General features: G+C 66.8%; 19 protein-coding genes and 2 pseudogenes. 8 read left to right on the top strand and 13 right to left on the bottom strand.

Annotated features, from left to right (window positions below; translation table 11 throughout):
- Positions 1-11 precede the first annotated feature (11 nt).
- Positions 12-854, bottom strand: a complete 843-nt coding sequence (locus tag NMQ03_RS02210) for a class I SAM-dependent methyltransferase (protein WP_255174201.1) — start codon at positions 852-854, stop codon at positions 12-14.
- Between the two features lie 168 nt (positions 855-1,022).
- Entirely contained in the window at positions 1,023-2,210 is a 1,188-nt protein-coding gene (locus NMQ03_RS02205; RefSeq protein ID WP_255174200.1) for a Ku protein, read from the bottom strand.
- Between the two features lie 40 nt (positions 2,211-2,250).
- Between NMQ03_RS02205 and NMQ03_RS02200 the strand changes: the two genes are divergently transcribed.
- Entirely contained in the window at positions 2,251-4,755 is a 2,505-nt protein-coding gene (locus tag NMQ03_RS02200) for an ATP-dependent DNA ligase (protein ID WP_255174199.1), read from the top strand.
- A gap of 149 nt (positions 4,756-4,904) precedes the next feature.
- Here NMQ03_RS02200 and NMQ03_RS02195 read toward each other — a convergent pair whose 3' ends face one another.
- On the bottom strand, positions 4,905-5,162 hold the full coding sequence (locus NMQ03_RS02195; RefSeq protein WP_255174198.1) for a hypothetical protein: 258 nt from the start codon (positions 5,160-5,162) through the stop codon (positions 4,905-4,907).
- A gap of 432 nt (positions 5,163-5,594) precedes the next feature.
- On the opposite strand from NMQ03_RS02195, the gene NMQ03_RS02190 reads away from it, so the two are divergent.
- Together NMQ03_RS02190 and NMQ03_RS02185 are read left to right on the top strand one after the other, a co-directional pair.
- Positions 5,595-7,184: an MFS transporter gene (locus tag NMQ03_RS02190; RefSeq protein ID WP_255174197.1), complete on the top strand. Its 1,590-nt coding sequence runs from the start codon at positions 5,595-5,597 to the stop codon at positions 7,182-7,184.
- A gap of 204 nt (positions 7,185-7,388) precedes the next feature.
- On the top strand, positions 7,389-8,525 hold the full coding sequence (locus tag NMQ03_RS02185; RefSeq protein WP_255174196.1) for an FUSC family protein: 1,137 nt from the start codon (positions 7,389-7,391) through the stop codon (positions 8,523-8,525).
- Here the strand turns inward: NMQ03_RS02185 and NMQ03_RS02180 are convergent.
- Positions 8,493-9,266 carry an SDR family oxidoreductase gene (locus NMQ03_RS02180; protein WP_255174195.1) on the bottom strand — a complete coding sequence of 258 codons (774 nt, stop codon included), beginning with the start codon at positions 9,264-9,266 and terminating at the stop codon, positions 8,493-8,495. The genes NMQ03_RS02185 and NMQ03_RS02180 overlap by 33 nt on opposite strands.
- Positions 9,267-9,352: 86 nt before the next feature.
- On the opposite strand from NMQ03_RS02180, the gene NMQ03_RS02175 reads away from it, so the two are divergent.
- Together NMQ03_RS02175 and NMQ03_RS02170 are read left to right on the top strand one after the other, a co-directional pair.
- A complete protein-coding gene (locus NMQ03_RS02175) occupies positions 9,353-9,688 on the top strand; it encodes a hypothetical protein (RefSeq protein WP_255174194.1) in 336 nt (111 codons plus the stop codon).
- Positions 9,689-9,859: 171 nt separating this feature from the next.
- Positions 9,860-10,183, top strand: a complete 324-nt coding sequence (locus NMQ03_RS02170; RefSeq protein WP_255174193.1) for a hypothetical protein — start codon at positions 9,860-9,862, stop codon at positions 10,181-10,183.
- Positions 10,184-10,253: 70 nt separating this feature from the next.
- On the opposite strand, the gene NMQ03_RS02165 is transcribed toward NMQ03_RS02170, so the two are convergent.
- From NMQ03_RS02165 to NMQ03_RS02135, 7 genes and pseudogenes are all read right to left on the bottom strand, one after another.
- Positions 10,254-10,583: a GNAT family N-acetyltransferase gene (locus NMQ03_RS02165; protein ID WP_159633855.1), complete on the bottom strand. Its 330-nt coding sequence runs from the start codon at positions 10,581-10,583 to the stop codon at positions 10,254-10,256.
- A gap of 15 nt (positions 10,584-10,598) precedes the next feature.
- Complete coding sequence (locus NMQ03_RS02160) at positions 10,599-11,918, bottom strand: acyltransferase (protein WP_255174192.1); 1,320 nt, start codon at positions 11,916-11,918, stop codon at positions 10,599-10,601.
- A gap of 86 nt (positions 11,919-12,004) precedes the next feature.
- Positions 12,005-12,409 carry a DUF1304 domain-containing protein gene (locus tag NMQ03_RS02155; protein ID WP_255174191.1) on the bottom strand — a complete coding sequence of 135 codons (405 nt, stop codon included), beginning with the start codon at positions 12,407-12,409 and terminating at the stop codon, positions 12,005-12,007.
- 124 nt (positions 12,410-12,533) lie between these two features.
- Positions 12,534-13,404: pseudogene (locus NMQ03_RS02150) on the bottom strand (class II fructose-bisphosphate aldolase).
- Positions 13,404-14,869, bottom strand: a pseudogene (locus tag NMQ03_RS02145) (GntP family transporter). The pseudogenes NMQ03_RS02150 and NMQ03_RS02145 overlap by 1 nt, the downstream one beginning before the upstream one ends.
- A 169-nt stretch (positions 14,870-15,038) precedes the next feature.
- Positions 15,039-15,938 (bottom strand): NAD(P)-dependent oxidoreductase, encoded by a 900-nt coding sequence (locus NMQ03_RS02140; RefSeq protein ID WP_224024499.1) that lies wholly within the window; start codon positions 15,936-15,938, stop codon positions 15,039-15,041.
- A 66-nt stretch (positions 15,939-16,004) separates the two neighbouring features.
- Positions 16,005-17,501 (bottom strand): four-carbon acid sugar kinase family protein, encoded by a 1,497-nt coding sequence (locus tag NMQ03_RS02135; protein WP_255174190.1) that lies wholly within the window; start codon positions 17,499-17,501, stop codon positions 16,005-16,007.
- Positions 17,502-17,674: 173 nt separating this feature from the next.
- Here NMQ03_RS02135 and NMQ03_RS02130 point away from each other — a divergent pair, with 173 nt between their 5' ends.
- Together NMQ03_RS02130 and NMQ03_RS02125 are read left to right on the top strand one after the other, a co-directional pair.
- Entirely contained in the window at positions 17,675-18,379 is a 705-nt protein-coding gene (locus tag NMQ03_RS02130) for a FadR/GntR family transcriptional regulator (RefSeq protein WP_255174189.1), read from the top strand.
- 113 nt (positions 18,380-18,492) lie between these two features.
- On the top strand, positions 18,493-18,705 hold the full coding sequence (locus NMQ03_RS02125) for a dodecin (RefSeq protein ID WP_142131425.1): 213 nt from the start codon (positions 18,493-18,495) through the stop codon (positions 18,703-18,705).
- A gap of 76 nt (positions 18,706-18,781) precedes the next feature.
- Here NMQ03_RS02125 and NMQ03_RS02120 read toward each other — a convergent pair whose 3' ends face one another.
- On the bottom strand, positions 18,782-18,988 hold the full coding sequence (locus tag NMQ03_RS02120; RefSeq protein WP_159633882.1) for a hypothetical protein: 207 nt from the start codon (positions 18,986-18,988) through the stop codon (positions 18,782-18,784).
- 151 nt (positions 18,989-19,139) lie between these two features.
- Entirely contained in the window at positions 19,140-20,039 is a 900-nt protein-coding gene (locus NMQ03_RS02115; RefSeq protein WP_255174188.1) for a helix-turn-helix domain-containing protein, read from the bottom strand.
- A 219-nt stretch (positions 20,040-20,258) separates the two neighbouring features.
- Here NMQ03_RS02115 and NMQ03_RS02110 point away from each other — a divergent pair, with 219 nt between their 5' ends.
- Entirely contained in the window at positions 20,259-21,080 is an 822-nt protein-coding gene (locus tag NMQ03_RS02110) for an aldo/keto reductase (protein ID WP_255174187.1), read from the top strand.
- Positions 21,081-21,082: the final 2 nt, after the last annotated feature.

Here is a 21,082-nt window from a genome sequence, read left to right as displayed (position 1 = left end):
CCCGCCATGGCTCAGGCCTTCTTCGCCGTGAAGAGCAGGTACTCCCATTCCATCTGGAACGGGCTGTCGCCGTGCGCATCACCAAAGGAATCAGCAAGATCGGTGAGGGCCTTATCCAGCGCCTGGACCTTGTCCCGGTCCTCGCCCAGGAATTTGTAGACGGAGATGATGGGGCCGTAGTGGGACTTGAAATACCTAACGAAGTCCGCGGGCTGGTGAAAGCTCCTGACGGCCAGGTTCTGCTTGCGGGTGTGAACGTCGGTGACGCTCCCGTCCAGCAGTTCGCGGACATGCTCCTCGCTCCCCCAGAGCGGCGCTGGCTGGGCGCCGGGCGGGGGCGGCGGGGCAAACGGCTTCAGGGTGGCCAGCATCTGACCGACGAATCCTTCCGGCGTCCAGCTGAGCAGCCCGATGGAGCCTCCCGGCTTGCAGACCCGGAGCAGCTCGTCCGCGGCCGCCTGGTGGTGCGGCGCAAACATCACCCCGATGCAGGACATCACGGCGTCGAACTCCGCATCACTAAAGGGCAGGGCTTCGGCGTCGCCCTCCTGCCACTCCAGGCTGACGCCACGGTTGGCCGCCTCCTTGCGCCCTGCCTCGAAAAGTTCAGGAGTAAGGTCGCTGGCCACCACCTTGGCCCCCATCATGGCTGCCGGGATGGCCGCGTTGCCGGTTCCGGCCGCAACGTCCAGGACCCGTTGGCGTGGTTTGATGCCGCAGGCCTCCACCAGGACGGCGCCCAGTTCCAGGAGCATCTCGTCCGCGAGGGCGGGGTAATCCCCTGATGCCCACATGGCCCGGTGCTTTTTCTTCAGCTCCCGGTCATCCTCCACTGCATCCGTCTGCTGGCTCATGTCCGCGCCCCTTTACATGTCCGTCCGGAATGGGTGGCAGCGCGCCGTTGGCACAGCGGAGGCTGCGATGCGACTCATTGTGGGCGCGTTGGAGGCCGCTGTAAAGGCACGTTTTCCGAAAGCGCGGCCCGGCTACCGGCCCCTCCGGAATGCCGTACCGATTGCCGGTCAGGCCGGCTTGCGCGCCCTGGTGGTCTTGGCCGCCGGTTTTGCCGCAGCCTTTGTGCCGGACGTCTTGGTGTCCGCCGGGCCCGTGCCGGAGGACTTGGACGCGGTTGTTTTAGCTGCAGTGGACTTGGCTGCAGTGGATGTGGCTGTCGTGGATTTGGCTGTCGTCGACTTGGACGCTGTGGATCTTGCTCCCGTGGTCTTGGCGGAAGCCGATGTGGACTTCGCTGATGACCTGGCGGCTGGTTTGGCATCGTCCGTGCCGGTCTTCGCTGCCGCCGTCCTGGACGCGGCCGCCTTGGTGCCGGCCCGCTTGCCCGCAGGTTTGGCAGCTTCGGTTTCCTCGTTCCCTGCGTCCGCTTCGTCGTCGGATTCTCCACCGGCGGAGGCGGCTTCCCCGCCGCCGCGCTTCCGGTCCAGGCTCCGCTTGAGGGCCTCCATGAGGTCGATGACCTCGCCCTTGCCGCCCTCGCCGGCCTCGACGCCGAACGTTTCCTCCGTGTCCAGCGATTCGCCCTGTTCGAGCTTGGCGTCAATCAGCTGCCGGAGCTGCACCTGGTACTCATCCGTAAAGGAGCTGGGCTCGAAGTCGGCCGCCATGGATTCCACCAGCGCCGCGGACATGTCCCGTTCTTGGGCGGAGATCCTGATATCGGCGTCCAGCGATGGGAAGTTGGCCTCGCGTACCTCATCGGGCCAGAGCAGGGACTGCAGCACCAGGACGTCGTCCTTGATGCGCAGGGCACCCAGCCGGGTCTTTTCCCGCAGCGCGAACTGGACGATGGCCACCCGGTCCGTGTCCTCCAGCGCGCGGCGCAGCAGCACGTAGGCCTTGGGCGACTTGGAGTCCGGCTCCAGGTAGTAGCTCTTCTCGAACATCATGGGTTCGAGCTGCTCCGACGGCACGAACTGCACCACTTCGATCTCGTGGCTGTTCTCAGCAGGAATGGACTTGAGCTCATCCTTGGACAGCACCACCGTGCGGCCGTCCTCCTCGAACGCCTTCTCGATGTCCGAGTAGTCCACCACTTCGCTGCAGACCTCGCACCGGCGCTGGTAGCGGATCCTGCCGCCGTCGGCATTGTGAACCTGGTGCAGACTGATGTCATGATCCTCAGTGGCGCTGTAGACCTTCACGGGCACGTTGACCAGGCCGAACGCGATGGCACCTTTCCAGATGGCTCTCATTCCTACAGTCAACATCAGAGCGGGCCGGAGGTGAAGCCCCATGGCAGGTAGCCGGGAACGTGTCCGGGTGGCGGGCCGCGAACTGACGCTGACCAACCTGGACAAAATCATTTACCCGGAGACCGGCACCACCAAGGCGGACGTGCTGGCCTACTACGCTGCGGTGGCGCACGTCCTGATACCGGCGGCCGCCAACCGCCCGGCCACGCGGAAGCGGTGGGTCAACGGAGTAGGCACCGCGGACAAGCCCGGTGAGGTGTTCTTCCAGAAGGATTTGGAGGACTCAGCGCCTAGCTGGCTGCCCCGGGCAGCGATCACGCACAAGGACCGGACCATCCACTACCCCCTGGTCAACGACGCCGCCACGCTGGCCTGGTTCGGCCAGATCAACTCCCTCGAAATCCACGTGCCGCAGTGGCGGGTGGATTCGCACGGCAACCAGCTCAATCCGGACCGGCTGGTGCTGGACCTGGACCCTGGCGAGGGCGCCGGGCTGCCGGAATGCCGCGAAGTGGCCCTCCTGGCGCGGGACATCCTGCAGGACGTGGGCCTGGACCCGGTGCCGGTAACCAGTGGCAGCAAGGGCATCCACCTGTATGCAGCACTGGACGGGACCCAGACCTCGGAAGAGATCTCCGCTTTCGCCCGCGAACTGGCCCGGGCACTCGAGGCCGACCACCCGGACCTCGCCGTCAGCGACATGAAGAAGTCACTGCGCAAGGGCAAGGTGCTGGTGGACTGGAGCCAGAACAACGCCGCAAAAACCACGGTGGTCCCCTACTCGCTTCGCGGCAGGCCCACGCCCATGGTGGCCGCCCCGCGGACCTGGCGGGAAATCCAGTCTCCCACGCTGAAGCACCTGGACTACCAGGAGGTGCTGCGCCGGGTGCGGGACGGCAAGGACCCGTTCGCCGCCGTCGTCAACGCTGCGGCAAGCGCGGCGGCGGGTGGGACAACCGGCAGCCCGGAACAGGGGGACGCACACCACGACGGCGACGCCCGGCTGGGCAGGTACCGCTCGATGCGCGACCCCAAGGCGACCCCCGAACCGTTCGCGGGGATCCCGGCCGGCGGCAACAGCTTTGTCATCCAGGAACATCACGCCAGCCGCCTGCACTGGGACCTCCGGCTGGAACACGAGGGGGTCCTGGCATCCTGGGCCCTGCCCAAGGGCGTCCCGGAGTCCGGCGGCAAGAACAACCTGGCCGTGCAGACCGAGGACCATCCCATGGACTACCTCACCTTCCACGGCACCATCCCCAAGGGACAGTACGGCGCGGGTGAAATGACCATTTGGGACACCGGCACCTACGAACTGCACAAGTGGATCAACGGCAAGGAAGTCATCGTCACCCTGACGGGATCGGAGGGCGGCGGGCTGGGCGGCAGCAGGAAGGTGGCCCTCATCCACACCGGACGCGGGCAGGGGAAGGACGCCGAAAACCAATGGCTCATCCACCTGATGGACCAGGAGCAGCAAGGCGGACGACGACGGCAGGCGGCCCGCGCAGTGCCGGAACCTTCGCAGGACGCCGGCGGTGAAGAGCCGTCCGCGGCTTCCGCAGCAACGCTGAGCGCCCTTGCCGACCCGCTGGAGTACGCCCCCATGATGGCGACCTCCGGCAGCACTGCGGACCTGCACGGCAGCACGTGGCAGTACGAGCTCAAGTGGGACGGTGTCCGGGCACTGCTGGTGGCGGACAGTGAAAAGGTCCGGATCTTCTCCCGCAACGGCAACGACGTCACCAGGACCTACCCCGAGTTCACGGACCGGGCGTGCTGGCCGGGGCAGCCGTTCGTGGCCGATGGTGAGATCATCGCCGTCGGGCCCGGTGGAAGGCCTGACTTTGGGCTGCTGCAGGGGCGGATGAAACTTACCCGGGCGGCCGACGTCGCCAAAGCCCGCACCTCGATCCCGGTCCAGCTGATGCTGTTCGACCTGCTCTTCGACGACGGCAAGGACCTCCGGCGCCTGCCGCTCAGCAAACGGCGGCAGCGGCTGGAGGAATTCTTCCGTCCCTCCGACTGCCCGGTGGACCTGTCCATGGTGCTCGAGGAATCCGTGGACCTCCTCCTCGACAGCGCGCAGGAGCTCGGCCTTGAAGGGGTGATGGCCAAGAGGACGGACAGCCGCTACGTGAGCGGGCAGCGGACCAGGACCTGGATCAAACTCAAGACGGAACAGACCCAGGAAGTGGTGGTGGGCGGTTGGCGGCCGGGAAAGGGCGGGCGGCAGGACACCGTGGGATCGCTGCTGGTGGGCATTCCCGACGGCGGCAAGCTGCAGTACGTGGGGCGCGTCGGCTCCGGTTTCAGCGGCCGGGAGCTCACGGAACTCCGCCAGACGGTGGAACGCCTGGGCCGGAAAACCTCACCTTTCCACGACGTCCCCCGGCCGGATTCCGCCGACGCCCACTGGGTGTCACCGGAGCTCGTGGGCGAGGTGACCTACAGCGAGTGGACGGGGCCGGGCAGGCTCAGGCATCCACGGTGGCGGGGCTGGCGCCTGGACAAGGACCCGTCGGACGTGGTCCGCGAAGGCTAAGCCCGGCGGGGCGCACGCTTTTCGACGCGCTTGCGGGTCCGCGACGCGCAAATTACCTGGCGGCCCCCATATTCCGGGGGCGCCAGGTAATTTCCGTGTCGATATGGACAGCGCGCGTCGCCCTGCTGGGTCCAGGCGACGGCCAGCAGCTATGAGGAGTGCGGCATCTGGGGCCGGCCGGTGCGGTGGACAGCCGTCACTGCGGCCTCGTGACCCATCCGCCCATGGCCGGAGCCCTGGTCCTTCGGGTGCCGCCGCTTTCCCATGCCGTCCGGCCACCCGCCCTGCCCTGCCAGCGGAACGGCACCCGTAGCCGCGGGGCCGGGCGCCACAGGCGCATCCATGGCTGCCGCAAGGTGGTCCGCCACCTCAGGCCTGATGTGGAACTGGCTGGATTCTTCACCCATGTGGTTCTTCCCTTCTTTTCTTCGTTCTTCCTTGAAACGAATGCCGGCGAAAGCGCCCGGGCGCGCGGACTACTGCCCGGAAAGAAGTGCGTTCACCGCTCTACCATAGGCACGTCCGAGGCTGCTGGGAACCCCCTCCGGGGACCGTGGCAGCGGTCACTTTTTGCGGCCGGTTTCCCTCGGGAGCGGGGTTGAAACGGGGCATTTTGGAAAATTTTTGGTAACGCCGCTGTTCATCAGCCTGCTTCCCAGTGATCACGCGGGAAAAGCCGGGGGAAAAATTTTCAGAACCGGCCCCAAATTGGGCACAAAAGGGAGCATGCTACGCCATCAAACTGCTCCGACGCTAGAGGAATCCCGTAAAATTGAAGGCCTGCCCGGAGCGGGGCAGCTACAAGTCGCAAGCAAATGACCTCCACAGGAGTTGCCCAAATGCCCACAGACCGAAGCATGACCGACTCTTCAGCAGGCGCCAGGAACGCCCGCGGAACCGACCCTGCAGCCCCCACGGCTGCCAAGAAGCCCAGGCTGCTGCCACGCCGTCGGCTCAAGGAATCCGATGTCAACGTGGTGGACCAGCCCATGCTCAAAAAAGCACTGGGCGGCACGATCGTTGGCAACACCATGGAGTGGTACGACGTAGGCGTTTTCGGCTACCTCATCACCACCATGGGCCCGGTGTTCCTCCCTGAATCCGATCCCACCACCCAGACGTTGTTCCTGCTGGGAACCTTTGCCGCCACCTTCATCGCCCGTCCCCTGGGCGGGGTGATCTTCGGCTGGCTGGGCGACAAGATGGGCCGCCAGAAGATCCTGGCCACCACGCTGATGATCATGGCGGCCAGTACGTTCGCCGTCGGCCTCCTGCCCGGATACGCCCAGATCGGCCTCTGGGCTGCAGCGCTCCTGGTGCTCCTCAAGGTCATCCAGGGCTTCTCCACCGGCGGCGAGTACGCCGGCGCCACCACGTTCGTCAGCGAGTACGCCGCTGACAAGCGCCGCGGCTTCTTCGCCAGCTTCCTGGACCTGGGCAGCTACCTCGGCTTCGCCATCGGCGCCGCCCTGGTGTCCGTCCTGCAGCTGACCCTGGGCCAGGGCACCATGGAGGACTGGGGCTGGCGCATCCCGTTCCTGGTTGACGGCCCGCTGGGCCTGATCGCCGTGTACTTCCGGAGCAAGATCGAGGAATCGCCCCAGTTCCAGGCCACCCTTGACGCCCAGGAAGAAAACGCCAAGAACGCCTCCGCCGGGGACGCCGCAACGGCCAAGGGACCCGTGGGGATCGTCAAGGCCTACTGGCGCCCCATCATTGTGGCCATGGTTGTTGTGGCCGCTGCCAACACCGCTGGCTACGCGCTGACGTCCTACATGCCCACGTACCTGACCGACTCCAAGGGCTACGACGAGGTGCACGGCACACTGCTGACGATTCCCGTCCTGGTGGTCATGAGCCTCTGCATCCCGCTGACCGGCAAGCTCTCCGACCGGATTGGCCGCCGTCCCGTGCTCTGGATCGGCGCCGTCAGTACTATCGTCCTGGCCATCCCGGCCTTCATGCTGATTGGTATTGGGCAGATCTGGTCCACCCTCGCCGGCCTGGCCCTGATCGCTTTCCCCGTGACCTTCTACGTGGCCAACCTGGCATCGGCACTGCCGGCCCAGTTTCCCACCTCCAGCCGTTACGGAGCGATGGGCATTGCCTACAACTTCGCCGTAGCCATCTTCGGCGGGACCACCCCGTTCATCGTGGCCGCGCTGATCGGGGCCACCGGCAACGACATGATGCCCGCGTACTACCTGATGGCCACCTCCCTGGTGGGCGCCGTGGCCATCTACTTCCTGAAGGAATCCGCCAACCGGCCGCTCCCGGGATCGATGCCGAGCGTCGACACCGAGGCAGAGGCGAAGGAACTGGTGGCGACCCAGGACGAGAACCCGCTGATCAACCTGGACGAACTGCCGTTCGACACCCAGGACGGCGCCGATCCCCACGCACACCGCGGGGTTCCGGCCGGGGCATAGGCCCAGCCTCCCGGGCACTCTTGTAGCCCACGCTCACAGGCCCGTCCCGCGTGCTTCCTTGGGGGAAGCACGCTGGGCGGGCCTTTGCGTGCCGGCCGGATGTCCTCCCGTGACTGCGGCATGTGGCTCTGCATGGGACGCGGTGATACGGTCGCAAGGGCCTTCGGGCCGCAGTACATCAACAAAAACAGGACAGGTCGGGACATGAAGCGCGTTGTGGAGCAGCTACGCGCGCTTCACCGGTTGGAACCTGCCAACGGCGACCACCTTGCCGCGCTCCGGGTGGCCCTCAGCGTGGCGGTCCCCTCGCTGCTCCTGCTGGCCGCCGGCCGCACCGACCTCATCATCTACGCCGTATTCGGCGCGCTCACCGGCATGTACGGCCGCTCGGAACCGCACCAGCTCCGGCTCCGCCACCAGGGCCAGGGCGCCCTGGTGCTGCTCACCGGCGTGGTGGTGGGAGTAACGCTGTCCATCAACCACATCCACTCCTGGTGGCTGGTGGCAGTGGAAGCGACCCTGGCCGGAGTGGGGTCGGTATATGCGGACAGGGTACGCCTGAAACCCAACGGGCCCTTCTTTGGAATCCTCGCCCTCGGCGCCTGCGCTTCCGTTCCCACCACAGTCCCCTGGTACGCCGCCATGCTCATCGCGGTGGCCTCATCAGTGTTTTCCATCCTGATCGGATTCAGCGGCTGGATGCGCCGGAGGTCCTGGGAGCCAGGGGCCACCCGGAGCGTGCCGCGCCGCTCGGCGGCGGGGCGCAGGGAGTTGTCAGTCCACGCTGCACGGTACGTGCTGGCGGTGGGTGCCGCCGGGACCGTAGGCGTCATCAGCGGCAGCGGCCACCCGCACTGGGCCATGGCAGCTGCCGCCGTCCCCCTGGCCGGAGCAGACCTGCCCAGCAGCGTCCGGCGGGGCGTCCACCGCATCGTCGGGACGTTCCTGGGACTGGCGGTCACCGCCGTCGTCATCATTCCGGGACCCTGGACCCTGGCGGCGGTCTACCCGGCGCTTCAGGAGCCGGGACACCGGGCCGTGGTGCTGGCGCTGCTGGTGATCCTTTTCCAGTTCGCCACGGAGCTGTTCATGACCAGGCACTATGGCCTGGCCATGGTCTGGTTCACCCCGGTCATCCTGCTGATAACCCAGCTGGCCTCCCCCACCGAACCGCGGGTCCTCATCCTCGAGCGGGCCGTAGAGACCTTGGTGGGCGCGCTGCTGGGGATCCTCGTGGTGCTGGCCGTCCGCAGGTCCGGTGCCCGGCCCCGGAAGGCGCTTCCCGGGCTCCCTGCCAGGCGCTCCGGCCTACTTCGGCTTCCGCGCCGGCCCGGCCATTAGCCGCGCAGGCGCCACCCTGGCCACTGCGGCAACCACTTTGTACCTCTTGGAGGGGACGGACACCGCCTTGCCGCGTTCGTTGTCCGCCAGGCCTTCCCTGACCACCCGCTCCGCCCGCAGCCACGTCCAGGACGGAGCCACCGACTTGTCCATCCCCATACGGTCGTGGAACTCCGTGTGGGTGAAGCCCGGGCAGACGGCCGTGACCTTAATGCCCCGCTTTCGATAGGCCAGGTTTGCCCACCGGCTGAAGCTCACCAGCCACGCCTTCGCCGCCGAGTAGGTTCCGCGCGGCAGGAACGCGGCGACGCTGGCCACATTGATGATCCTGCCCTCCCCGCGCTCCAGCATTCCCCTGAGTGCCGCGTGGGTAAGCACCATGGACGTTTCCGCATGCAGCTTCAGGTGGCGCCTCTCCTCGGCTGCATGGTTGTCCTCGAAGTTGTGCAGCAGGCCGATCCCGGCGTTGTTCACCAGGATCCCCACCGGCCGCGTGGCGTCCTCGAGGCGTTCGACGACGGCGGCGACGTCGTCGTCCTGCGTCAGGTCAGCAGGAAGCACCTCAGCCGTGACGCCGTGCCGCCGCCGGAAGTCTTCCGCTGTTTCTGCAAGCCGGGACGCGTTGCGCGCCACCAGGACCAGGTCATGCCCCTGGGCGGCGAGCTGCTCGGCAAATTCGTGGCCCAGGCCGGCGCTGGCGCCAGTAACGAGTGCTGTGGTTCGAGTGCTGGTAGGCGTCATGCTGCAAGCCTAGCCAGAGAGACGGCTGTGTGGGCCGTTAGGCTGGTAACGCCGCAGTACCGGGCTGCTGCCGTGAAGGGGGAAACATGGACCAGCAACCATCCGGAGCGCTCGGATTCCGTGAAGTGGACAGGGACGGGAACCCGGTACCGCCTGAGACGGAGGGCCCCGAAGCCGCCGGGACGGAACGGTCCTGGTCCGCACCCAATCCCTTCATTGTGTTGTTGTGGCTGCTGGCTGCTGCGATGATTGCCGGCGGCACAGCACCGCTGCTGAGCGGCCCGATGATCATGGGGCCGTCCTCCGGCGCAATCCCGCTCGCGTACGTCGTGTTCACGTTCGCTCCGCAGGTGGTTCTCGCCGGCTTTGCCACCCTGGTTTTCCTGCTGTTCTGGCATGCCTGGCAGTGGCAGCGCAGCTGACCAGGAAAACGTATCCTCGCGCGGTCCCCACGACCGCATTCCGGGCTGTTCCGACTTGTGCAACAAATAGTAAGCATGCTTTGCTTACGGTGATAAATGAACCTCCGCAAGCAGTTCGCGGCGGGGCTGCCAATGCCGGCGGTTCCGTGAAGAAGCCCAAGGAAGAACATCATGACCACCGCAATGGAACACCGGCTGACGGCGTTTGGGGAGCGCACCGAGGCAGCTGGGCAGCTCTTGTCCACAACCGTACCCGTGGACGCAGGGTTGTTGATGACCCTGAATTCGCGCATGCACTGCCGCACGCCAATGCAGCGTGTCGACCATGATGAGCTTCCGGTCCGGCAGCCCGTGTACGTTGACGGGAACACCGTAGTTTCACTGCGTCCCGGGTCCGTCCCGGACAGCATCGTCACCTACCGCTGTGCCTGCGGCTTCACCATCGATGATCCGGGAACCGCCATGGCGGTCACCGGCCAGGCGCTGGCCAGCTGACGCCTGGCCGCTTAGCCCAGGGCACGCGCCCCGGGCGCTTCAGGCTTAGCGCCTGGTAGCGCCTCAAAGATCAGCGCTCCGGCCAATCGACGAATTGTTCGTAGCCTTCGTGCTTTCGCAGGTAGCTGGAAATGAACGGGCAGTGCGGAATGATCCGCTTGCCGGTGGCTACCACGTCATCCAGGGCAAAGTGTGCAAGGACCTTGCCCAGGCCTTGTCCCTCGAAATCCTCGCCGGTCTCGGTGTGGGTGAAATCGATGTGCCCGGGAAGGTCGTGGAAAAAGGCCTGGACAGCCAGTCTGCCGTCCACCAGGAGTTCGTACCGGTGCTGTGCGTCATTGCGCCGCAGCGAGACATTTGCGGTGAACTTGTCCTCAGCGGACGTGGTGTTCTCGGTCATGGTTCGACACTGGCACTACTTCAGTCCGCTGGCAATGGTCCTTCGGCCATGGCGGCGCCGGTATGGTTGCCGGCGCCGCAGCGGAAAACCGCCCAGCAAAACGATCGCCACCGAGAAACACACCGTGCCGGCGGCCAGCAGTCCCGGTGACAGTCCGCTGAGCGCGGCGTCCGCCACGGGGATGAAGACCACAACGACGGCGGCCCCCGCCGTGGCGGGCCGGCAGCGCAGGGTGACGGCCGTCGTCGTCCGTTCCTCCAGGTGGCCAAACGCGGCGGCCACCGGCAGGAGCAGGATGAGCAGCGCGAGGACCACCAGGGGCCGCGACCACCACCATGCAGCGGTGCCGGCGCCGGGCTTGGGGATCGGCGCCAGGAGCAGCAGCCCGGACATGCCCACCAGCAGCGGCAGGTGCCACAGGTACACCGTGAGGGATCTGCTGCCGGCCAGCACCAGCAGCCGGCCGATCCAGCCCACCCCGGCCAAAGGCGCCAGGACCGGACGCGCCAGTTCCATCGTGGCCAGCTGCGGGACGGCCAGGATCACCAGGGTCAGGTTGGGCGGGTTGAGGTTCACCAGCATGTTTCCGCGGTACAGCCCCAGCCCGGTCACGAGTCCCAGCAGCAGGTGTCCGGCCACGGCGATGCCCAGCAGTTCGGAACGGGAAAGACGGGAAAAGTAGCCGTCGGCGGCCAGGAAACCCAGTTGCTGGACCGCGCACCATACGAACACCAGGTTGACGTTGGCGAGGTCCGGCAGGACGCCCCGCAGGCAGTCGACGGCAAACACGAGCCCGGTGAGCAGGCAGAAGCCAAGCCAGGGCGCCCGCGCATGCAGTGCCGCCAGGGCCGGGATGTTCAGCTGTGCCGCGAGGTAGGCGGCCAGGAACCACAGGGGCATGGCCGCCCCGGCTGCCATGAGCTGGACCACCTGCCGGTCCACGCCGAGCGCGGCCGCCACGGACAAACCCACCACCATCGTGGCCAGCAAAGGGGTGGCCGGGCGGAGAAGGCGCAGGAGCCGGGCGCGGATGAACTGGGCTGCGGTGCCTCCGCTTGCCTTTAGCCGGCGCCAGGACTGCAGTCCGGTCACGCCACCGGTGACGAAGAACAGGGGCATGACCATGAAGATCCAGATGATGGGCTCGAACCAGTCCTGCTGGGCCAGGGTGTTCTCACTGGTGACTGTTCCGTCCGGGTGCAGGACCGGGCTGACCATCATGGAGTGCCCCACCACCACCAGCGCCAGGCACATGAACCGGACAAGGTCGATGGCCGGATCACGGTCCACCGTGTCCGCCCCGGTTCCTGTCCCCCGCCCTTCGGTGCTGTGCATGGGACCTACAACGGCTCGACGCTGCCCACGGCACTATTGTGCCCCCGTTGCCTGCGCGGGTTTAAGGACTTACGCCCCTTCTGCCCCTATTGCAGCACTGCAAGCAGTCCGAGCACGACGGCGAGCAGCGGCGTGGTGCCCTGGGTTGCCGCGGCGCGGAGGTACTTGCGTCCGGTGAACGCCAGGACGGCGGCCGCCAGCAGCATGGAACCGCAGCAGCTGAAGATCAGGGTCCAGCCTGCCACGTCCTGCATCGATCCCGCCCCGCCAAACGCCACGAGCCCCACGCCAATGAACGCCCCGACGGCCAGGAACAGGTTATAGAAGCCCTGGTTGTACGCCAGCGGCCTGGTGGTCTCCGCGTCCGCCTGGGAGGCAACCCCAAAGCGCTTCCACGTCGCGGGCCGGGTCCAGGTCAGCGACTCCATGGTGAAGATGAAGACGTGCAGTGCGGCGGCAAGGAAGGCAAAGAGAAGGGAGGCCAGGATCATTGCTCGATCCTAGCCTCCCGGCGAAAACCTCCATCCCGCCTGGCAGGCGGGATGAAGTCGGAAAGGAGGAGGCCAGGACCGGCTGCTTGATCCTGGCCTCCCGTTCGTGGAAGATTCGTTCCCGTTACCGTGCCAGCGTGGCCAGCGTGGTGGCAGCGAAGCCCTTCGCCGACGTGTTCCACAAAGCCAGCAGCCCCTGCAGGTTCTCACCGTCGGCACGGTGCGCGGGAAGCTGGTCCTGGAGCGTGGCAAGGACGCCGGTCCGCAGTTCGGTGTTGAAGTTGACCTTGCCAACGTTCATGGCCGCGGCCTTGACCAGCTCTTCCGCGGGGATGCCGGAGGCACCGTGCAGCACCAGCGGAATGTGGATCCGCGCCGCGATGTCCTGCAGCACGTCCCAGCGCAGCCGCGGCTCGCCCTTGTACTTGCCGTGGACGTTGCCCACTGCGACGGCCAGCAGTTCGGCCCCGGTGCGGAACACGAAGTCCTCCACCTGCGCGGAGTCGGTCAGGCCTGCCACGTCGATGCCTGGCTGGCCCCGCGGCATCCAGCGGGTCGACGCCGAAGGCACGGTCCTCGTCCCCGGCCAGGCCACCGAGTTCCGCCTCAAGCACCACGTCGGAGCCCAGCAGCGCACGCGCAGCCTGGACCAGCGCAATGTTGTCCTCGTAGGGAAGGGAGGAACCGTCGGCGAGGACCGAATCCGCCCCTGCCGTGACGGCGTCGGCCATCACGTGGAGGTCGGAGGCGTGGTCGAGCTGCACCGCGACGGGGACGCGGGCGGCGTCGGCCAGGCCACGCAGCGCCGAGATCAGCCGGAGGCCGTTCGCGGTGGCGGCGGTCTTGGGTGCCACCAGCAGGATCACGCCCCTGCCGGATTCCTCGGCGGCGCCCACCACGGCCAGCGCGGTGGTGAAGTCGTAGCAGGTGAAGGCCGGCACTGCGGAGCCCTGCTGGAGGGCGGAGGTGACCAGGTGGTCCAGGCGGGTTTGCATCAGGCGCCCAGGCCTCCCACCAGGATCCAGGCGACGAAGGTCAGCAGGAAGCCGGCCACGCCCAGGATGGTGGTCAGGACGGTCCAGGTCTTGAGGCCGTCGGAGACGGTGAGGCCGTAGTAGCGGACCACTACCCAGAAGCCGGCGTCAGTCACGTGGGACAGGCCCAGGGCGCCGAAGCCGATGGCGATCACGATTACTGCGATCTGCGCCGGGCTGTAGCCGCCGCCGCTGACTGCTGCGGACAGCAGGCCGGTGGTGGTCACGATGGCCACGGTGGCCGAACCCTGGGCGGCGCGGAGGGCCAGCGAGATGATGAAGCCGAGCAGCAGCAGCGGAACGCCGAGGGTGTCCAGGGTCTTGGACAGCGCCGACCCGATGCCGGAGACCTGCAGCACGTTGCCGAACACGCCGCCGGCGGCCACCACCATCAGGATGGAGGCGATGGGAGGAAGGGAGCCTTCGAAGATCTCGCCGGTTTCCTTGAAGGACCAGCCGCGGCGGACAGCCAGCAGGAAGAAGGACAGCGCCACGGCCACCAGCAGGGCCAGGAAGGGGTTGCCGATGAAGGCAGCGAGGCCATACAGCGGATCGGACTTGGGGATCACCAGGGTGCCGACGGTACCGAGCAGGATCTGCACAATGGGCGCTGCGATCAGGAAGATGATCAGGCCCGGGCGCGGGGTGCGATGGCGGCGGCCCCGGGACCGTCATGGCCCACCTTGACCAGTGACTTGGAGCCGAACTCCTCCACTTGGGCCTTCACGACCGGCAGCAGCTCATAGTCCTTGCGGTTCATGATGGACGCAACCCAGTAGGACAGGAAGCCCAGGGGCACGCAGATCAGCAGTGAGATCAGGGCGATGAGTCCGATGTCGGCACCAAGCACGCCGGCCCCGGCGACGATTCCGGGGTGCGGGGGTACTGCCACGTGGATGGCGAGCATGATGCCGGCCATGGGGAGGCCGAACTTCACGGGGTGGACCTTGGCGATCTTGGCGAAGGCGTACACGATGGGCACCAGCACGATGATGCCCACCTCGAAGAACACGGGGATGGCCACCAGGAAGCCGACGGCGGTCAGCGCCACGGCAACGCGCTTGGCCCCGAGCTTGCGGGTGAAGTGGTCCGCGAGGGACTGGACGCCGCCGGACACCTCGATCATGCGGCCCAGCACGGCGCCGAGCGCGATCAGGATGGCAACCTTGCCCATGGTGCTGCCCACGCCGCTGGAGACCACGGTAAAGATGTCCTGCAGCGGGATGGTTGCCGCCACGGCCACCAGGATGCTGACGGTGAGCAGGGCCACGAAGGCCTGGATCTTGAAGCGGATGATCATCACCAGCAGGATGGCGATGCCCACCGCTGCGATGGTGAGCAGTACCGGGGTGCCCAGCTCAACGGCGGGCTTGATGGCCGGGGCATCGGCCGCCCGCTGTATCAGCGGGCTCATCAGGTGGTTCACGGGGGGATGTCTCCTTTGACGTGCCGGTCCGGGGCAGGGCGGCATCAGGGAATGGTGGGTGGGGATAAACGTTGCGGGACTGCGCTTAAGCAACGCTGGGAGGCACGACGACGGCGGAGGGGGACCGCCGTCGTCGTACGTCTTGTGCCGCAAGGGCAGGAGGGGTGGCTTACTTGGTGCGCTTGGCGGGCGCGACCACCTTGATGACGGCGGAGTCATCGGCGGCGGCGAGGCCCTGGGCCTGGCCCAGGAGGTAGAGCTGTTCGGCGGCGGCAGCAACGGGGGCTGCCAGGCCGGCGGCGCGGGTTGCCTTGCCCACGATGCCCATGTCCTTGACGAAGATGTCCAGGCGGGACAGCACTTCGGCACCTTCCTCGTTGTAGGCCTCCAGGATGCGGGGTCCGCGGTTGGAGAGCATGAAGGAACCGGCCGCGCCTGCTTCCAGGGCGGCAAGTGTCTTGGCCTGGTCCAGCCCCAGGGCGTCGGCCAGGGCCAGGGCCTCGGCGGCGGCGGCGATGTGGACGCCGCACAGGAGCTGGTTGACGGTCTTCAGGGCCTGGCCGTCGCCGGGGTTGTCGCCCACCACGGTGAGGGTGGAGGCGAGCAGGTCCAGGGCGGGGGCGGCCTTTTCGCGGGCTTCGGGGGATGCGCCGACGACGATCAGCAGGTCGCCTTCGCCGGCGCGCTTGGGGCCGCCGGACAGCGGAGCGTCCACCAGGTCCACGCCGTATTCGGCCAGCTTGGCGACCGTGGCGGGGATGGCGTCGGTGCCCACCGTGCTGCCGAGGATGACGACGGCGCCCGGTTCCAGGACGGAGGCCACACCGTTCTCCCCGAAGAGGACGTCGTTGAGCTGTTCACCATTGCGGACGGCCAGGAGGACGGCGTCGGCACCCTTGGCGGCTTCGCGGGCCGTGCTGAAGGTGGCAATCCCGGCTTCCCGGGCAAGTTCCAGGCGGGGTTCGGCGATGTCGAAGCCGTGGACGGTCAACTGCGAGGCCAGGCGGGTGGCCATGGGCAGGCCCATGGCGCCGAGGCCCAGGACGGTGACGGTGTAGTTGCTGGTCATGGTGTTTCTCCTTGAAATTTGCCCGGCCCTCGCCGGCGGGGGCCCGGCCCGTGGAGCCGGTGGGAATTAGAAAGTGCTGCTGAGCTTGCGGGTGACCTGGGCCAGGGAGTCGTCGTCGCCCACGTTCCCGGCGAACACGATGTACGGGATGCCCTTGGCGGGGCCGTCGACCGGTTCCCAGAGGCTGACGATGCCGGGCAGCATCGGGCCGCGGACAATGGCGTGGCGGATTTCCAGGCCGTGGGCTGCGACGTCCGAGGACGTGATGCCGCCCTTGGCGATGACGAACCGGGGCGGGAAGGTCTTCAGCGTGCGGTTGACCACGTCCACGACGGCGGCGGAAACGGTCCGTGCGATCCGCAGGCTTTCGGCGGGGTCATCGGTCTTGATGAGCAGCCGGCTGGTGTGCACGATGACGTCGCCGGCGTGGAGGGCTTCGACGACGGCCTCAACGGTCTGGTCCAGGTGCGCCTTGGCGTCCGGCTCGGCACCAAGGAGTTTCTCGACGTCGATCTCGATGATCCGGGCGGAGCTGTGTTCCGCGGTGAGGACGTTGAGCTGGCGCGTGGTGACGCCGACGTGCGAGCCCACCACGATCAGGCCACCGGCCTCCGACGGCGTGTTGCCCGCGTAAGCCTCCTCGGAGGTCAGCGCGGCGCGGATGTCCTGGCCGATGCGGCCCCGGACGAACGGCGGGCCAACGCGGTACAGCAGCTTCTTGCCGCGGCGCTCGGCTTCTTCCAGGCCCAAGGCCAGTGCGCGGAAGTCGTTCTCGGTGACGATGTCCGCGACGATGGGCGTGGAATCGGTGGCCGGTTCGATGGCGTCGGCAATCGCTTTGGCGGAGATGGCCGGGTCCTGGGCGGAGGCACCGGCGCGGATGGTGTTCAGGTCCAGGACGATCACGGAATCTGCCGGGAACCTGCCCTGCGATTTTTCCGCGACGTAGTCCGCCATGACGGAGGTGCTGAAGCCGAAGGACGCGTCCTTGGCGAACTCCGTTTCGGAGACCGGGACCAGGGTGCCCTTGGCGTCGCCGGTGCCGCGCATGTAGTGGACGCCGCCAATGGTGAGCCTGCCGGCGTCGGGGAAGGCCGGAACCAGGACAACGCCGTCGGTCTTTTCTCCACTGACCTTGGCCACGGTGGCTGCAATGACGTCCGGCTCCAGGGGGAAGTGGCCGCGGAGGGTGGAATCGCTGCGGCTGACGAAACCCAGCCGAAGACTGGAACCAGCGGAGTCCTGCTGCCCTGCTGCGGCCAGGGCGTTGCGGACCACTTCCTCGTTGCGGGCTGCCGCCTCCGCCGGGTCAAGGCTGCGGGTGTTGGTCAGGACATACACGGCGGGCTTGCCCTGGCCGAAGGCCCAGGTGAAGTCTTCCACTTCCCAACGGGTGAGCACGGGCAGGTCTGCCACGGACTGCGTGCCGGTGGGGTCGTCGTCGAGCACTACCAGGACGCGGGGAACCGCTGCGTTGGAAGCGGCCAGCGCGCCGGCAACCAGCCCGGCGGGAATCTCAAGGTCTGCCGGATAGGCGGCCAGAACGTCTGCTTCATACGTCACAGTGCACTCCGTTGTGTAGCGATCCGGGCTCGCGGATCCAGATGTAAAGGTAACTGTAAGATGTCTGACATCTTGCATCTGAAAATTAGTGTGGCACACGGCATACGGACACGCAAGTACACTTGTCTGACATATCCGCCAGGCGTCGGCCGGAAAGAGCGATCGGGGGCAACATGGCAAGGAAGTCACTGGTGGGCGTGGTGGCCGATGAGCTGCTGGACCGCATCATCGAAGGCGAGTTTCCGCCCGGCTCCACGGTTCCCGGCGAGCATGAACTGAGTGCCCGCCACGAGGTCAGCCGCATGACGGTCCGCGAGGCGATGAAGACGCTGCAGGCCCAGCGCATCCTCAGCGTGGAGCGCGGCCGGGGCACCTTCGTCAATCCCCTGAGCCGCTGGGCCTCCCTCGAAGCCGTCCTTCGCGCCGCATCCGAGGGCAAGAACGACGCCGATGCCTCCATCCAGCTGATCGAGCTGCGCAGGATGCTCGAAACGGGAGCCTGTGAACTTGCCGCAGGACGGATTGTCGAGGAAGACATCACCTCCCTTTTCAACTACATTTCCGCGATGAAGGCCGCCCACAGCATCAACGATGTTGCCGCTTTCGTGGAAGCGGACCTTGCCTTCCATGACGTCATCCTGCGCGCATCCGGGAATGTGTTCGTGTCGGTCCTGTTTGAGCCGCTGCATCGCGTGCTGGAAAAGCGCAGGACCGAGACCTCCGCTGTCCCTGCGATCCAGGAGCACGCAATCGGCCATCACCAGAACATTGCCGAGGCCTTGGAATCCCGTGACCCTGACCGGTCACGCCAGGCCATGGACGCGCACATGCAGCAGACGCTCGATGACTTGAAGCAGCTGGTGCTGGACTCCAAGTAGCCTCCCGTGCCACGGTCCTGATTGCCCCGGGCCCCTGTTCAACGCTCCCGCAGTCCTACTAGGCTTCAGGAACGGCCCGCAACCGGGAGCATCGACGATCACGAGGAGCGAAGTTGTCCAACCACACGTACAGCATTTCTGAAATTGTCGGCACCTCCACCGAGGGCGTGGACGACGCCGTCCGCAACGGCATTGCCAAGGCATCCCAGACCCTGCGGAACCTCGACTGGTTTGAGGTCAAGGAGGTCCGCGGCCACCTGGAGGACGGAAAGGTCGCAGATTGGCAGGTCACCATCAAGATTGGCTTCCGCCTGGAAGAGCACTAACGCCAAACACGGCTGACCCGCAGCCAACACGTTCCTGACGATGTTGGCTGCGGGCCAGTTGTGTTTAAGGCAGGACCTAGTTTGCCGTGCCGGGGCTGCGGCGCCGCCAGACAGTGGGCACGCCGTCGAATGCCGGGAACACGTGGCCCTCGAAGAAGGACAGGACAGTGTGGGGATCGATGTCGGGGCTCCAGAGGCCGGAGGCCGGGCAGTGGGAACCGGTGGCGGTGGAGGCGGCGCCGGCAGAGGCCTGGCGCTCCTTCAGCAGGGCGATGCGTTTCATCGTTGAGACCATCCTGGGGTGATAAGAACTGGGCAGGGAAAGCTGGTACTCCCACCCTAGGAAAGGGCCGGGCCGCCACCAATGGGCGGCTGGCCAGAATCACCCCACGGCGCTGGACGAATGTACAGTGGCGTGGCCATCTACGTGCCGGTCAGCCCGCGTCGCCGCTTTCGGCCACCGCGGCAGGGTCCCGTGGCAGGCTTGCATCCGGGGCTGCCCCGAGGCTTCCCAGCAGCGCCAGGGCGTCCGACGACGGCGATCCGGGCCGGGCGGAGTACACGCGGAGCGTCTGGTCGGGGTCCTCCGGCAGGACCAGGTTTTCGAAGTTCAGTTCCAGGTCCCCCACGGCGGGATGGTGCAGCCGGACGGTGCCTGCAGCGCGGGTGGCAACCCGGTGCCCCGCCCACCACTGGCGGAAGTGTTCGCTGTGGACCGCCAGCTCCCCCACCAGGTGGTTCGCCTGGGGGTCGTTGGGGTGCCGGCCCACGTCCAGGCGGAGGGAGCCTGCGGCTTCCGCCGCCACGGTTTTCCAGTCCCTGAAGAGTTCCCGCGCAGCCGGGTCAAGGATGGTCCAGCGTGTCAGGTTCCGCTCCGCGGGCGGCAGCGCGGGGAAATCGGCGAACAAGAGGAACGCCATCCTGTTGCCCGCCAGCACGTCGTTGCGCCTGCCCAGCACCAGCGCGGGCACCTCCCCCACCGCGTCCAGGAGCTGGCGCAGCGCCGGCCGGACGCCCTGGGCTGCATTGGCACCCGGTTCGCGGGGAGCACCCGCGCAGTTCTCGAGCAGGTCCAGCATGTGCGCGTGCTCGCTGCTGTCCAGCCGCAGGGCCCTGGCAACGGCGTCCAGGACCGTGCGTGACGGGTGGATATTGCGGCCCTGCTCCAGCCGCACGTAGTAATCGGTGCTGACCCCGGCCAGGCGCGCCACTTCCTCCCGGCGAAGGCCCGGAACCCTGCGGGCACCCGTACTCGGCCCCGTCCCGGCGACCTCCGGGCTCAACCGGGACCGCATGGCTTTGAGGAATTTTCCGAACTCGGCGCTTTGACCCATGCAGACCATTGTGCCTGCGTTGACGTGACCGGCTCTACAACGAAGGTAGGACTGGCGGTCCTAGGAAAAACAGGATCAGCCTTGGCTGCTGACTTGATGGCGGAAAGTGCATAGGCTCAGGAGTGAGCCGGTGGAAACCGATTTCTCACTTTGGTTCCCCACTCGTCGAGCAGCCGGCATCATTCATTCCTCAGCACCATACGTCCAAGGAGTACATCCATGTCAGAGCTGACACTCAACAACGGCGTCATCATTCCGCAGCTTGGCTTCGGCGTTTTCCAGGTCCCGCCGGAGGATACCCAGCGGACCGTGGAGGATGCGCTGGAAGCGGGCTACCGCCACATCGACACCGCTGCCGCGTACCGCAACGAGGCAGGGGTAGGGGCAGCGCTCGCAGCTACCGGGATCCCCCGCGAGGAAATTTTCGTGACCACCAAGCTCCGCAACGGCGAGCAGGGCCGGGCCCAGGAAGCGTTCCAGAACAGCCGCAAGGCCCTGGGCCTGGACTTCATCGACCTCTACCTCATCCACTGGCCGGTTCCTTCGCAGGGCCTCTTCGTCCAGGCATGGAAGGAATTGGAGCGGCTGTACGAAAACAAGGAGATCCGCGCCATCGGCGTCTCCAACTTCCTCTCCGACCATCTGGACACCCTGCTGGAATCCGCGGAAACAGTGCCCGCCGTCAACCAGATCGAGCTTCACCCCAGCTACCAGCAGGCGGACCTTGCCGCCAAGTGCCGGAGCCTGGGAATCGCCGTGGAGGCGTACAGCCCGCTGGGGCAGGGCGGTGACCTCAACGGGAACGCAGTCACCGCAATCGCCAACGCCCACGACGCCAGCACCGCCCAGGTGGTGCTCGCCTGGCACCTCGCCAACGGCAACATCGTCATTCCCAAATCCGCGAACCCTGGCCGCATCCGGGAAAACTTCGCCGCTTCGTCCCTGAAGCTGTCCGAAGACGAACTGTCCGCCATCACCGCACTGGAGTCCGGTGCGCGCATTGGCTCCGATCCCGCCGTCGCCTCCTTCACCCAGATGTAGGT

Source organism: Arthrobacter sp. DNA4, assembly GCF_024362385.1.
In the GTDB taxonomy this organism is placed as follows: domain Bacteria; phylum Actinomycetota; class Actinomycetes; order Actinomycetales; family Micrococcaceae; genus Arthrobacter.
The sequence above is the reverse complement of the archived record's forward strand: the minus strand, read 5'-3'. Positions and strand labels throughout refer to the sequence as shown.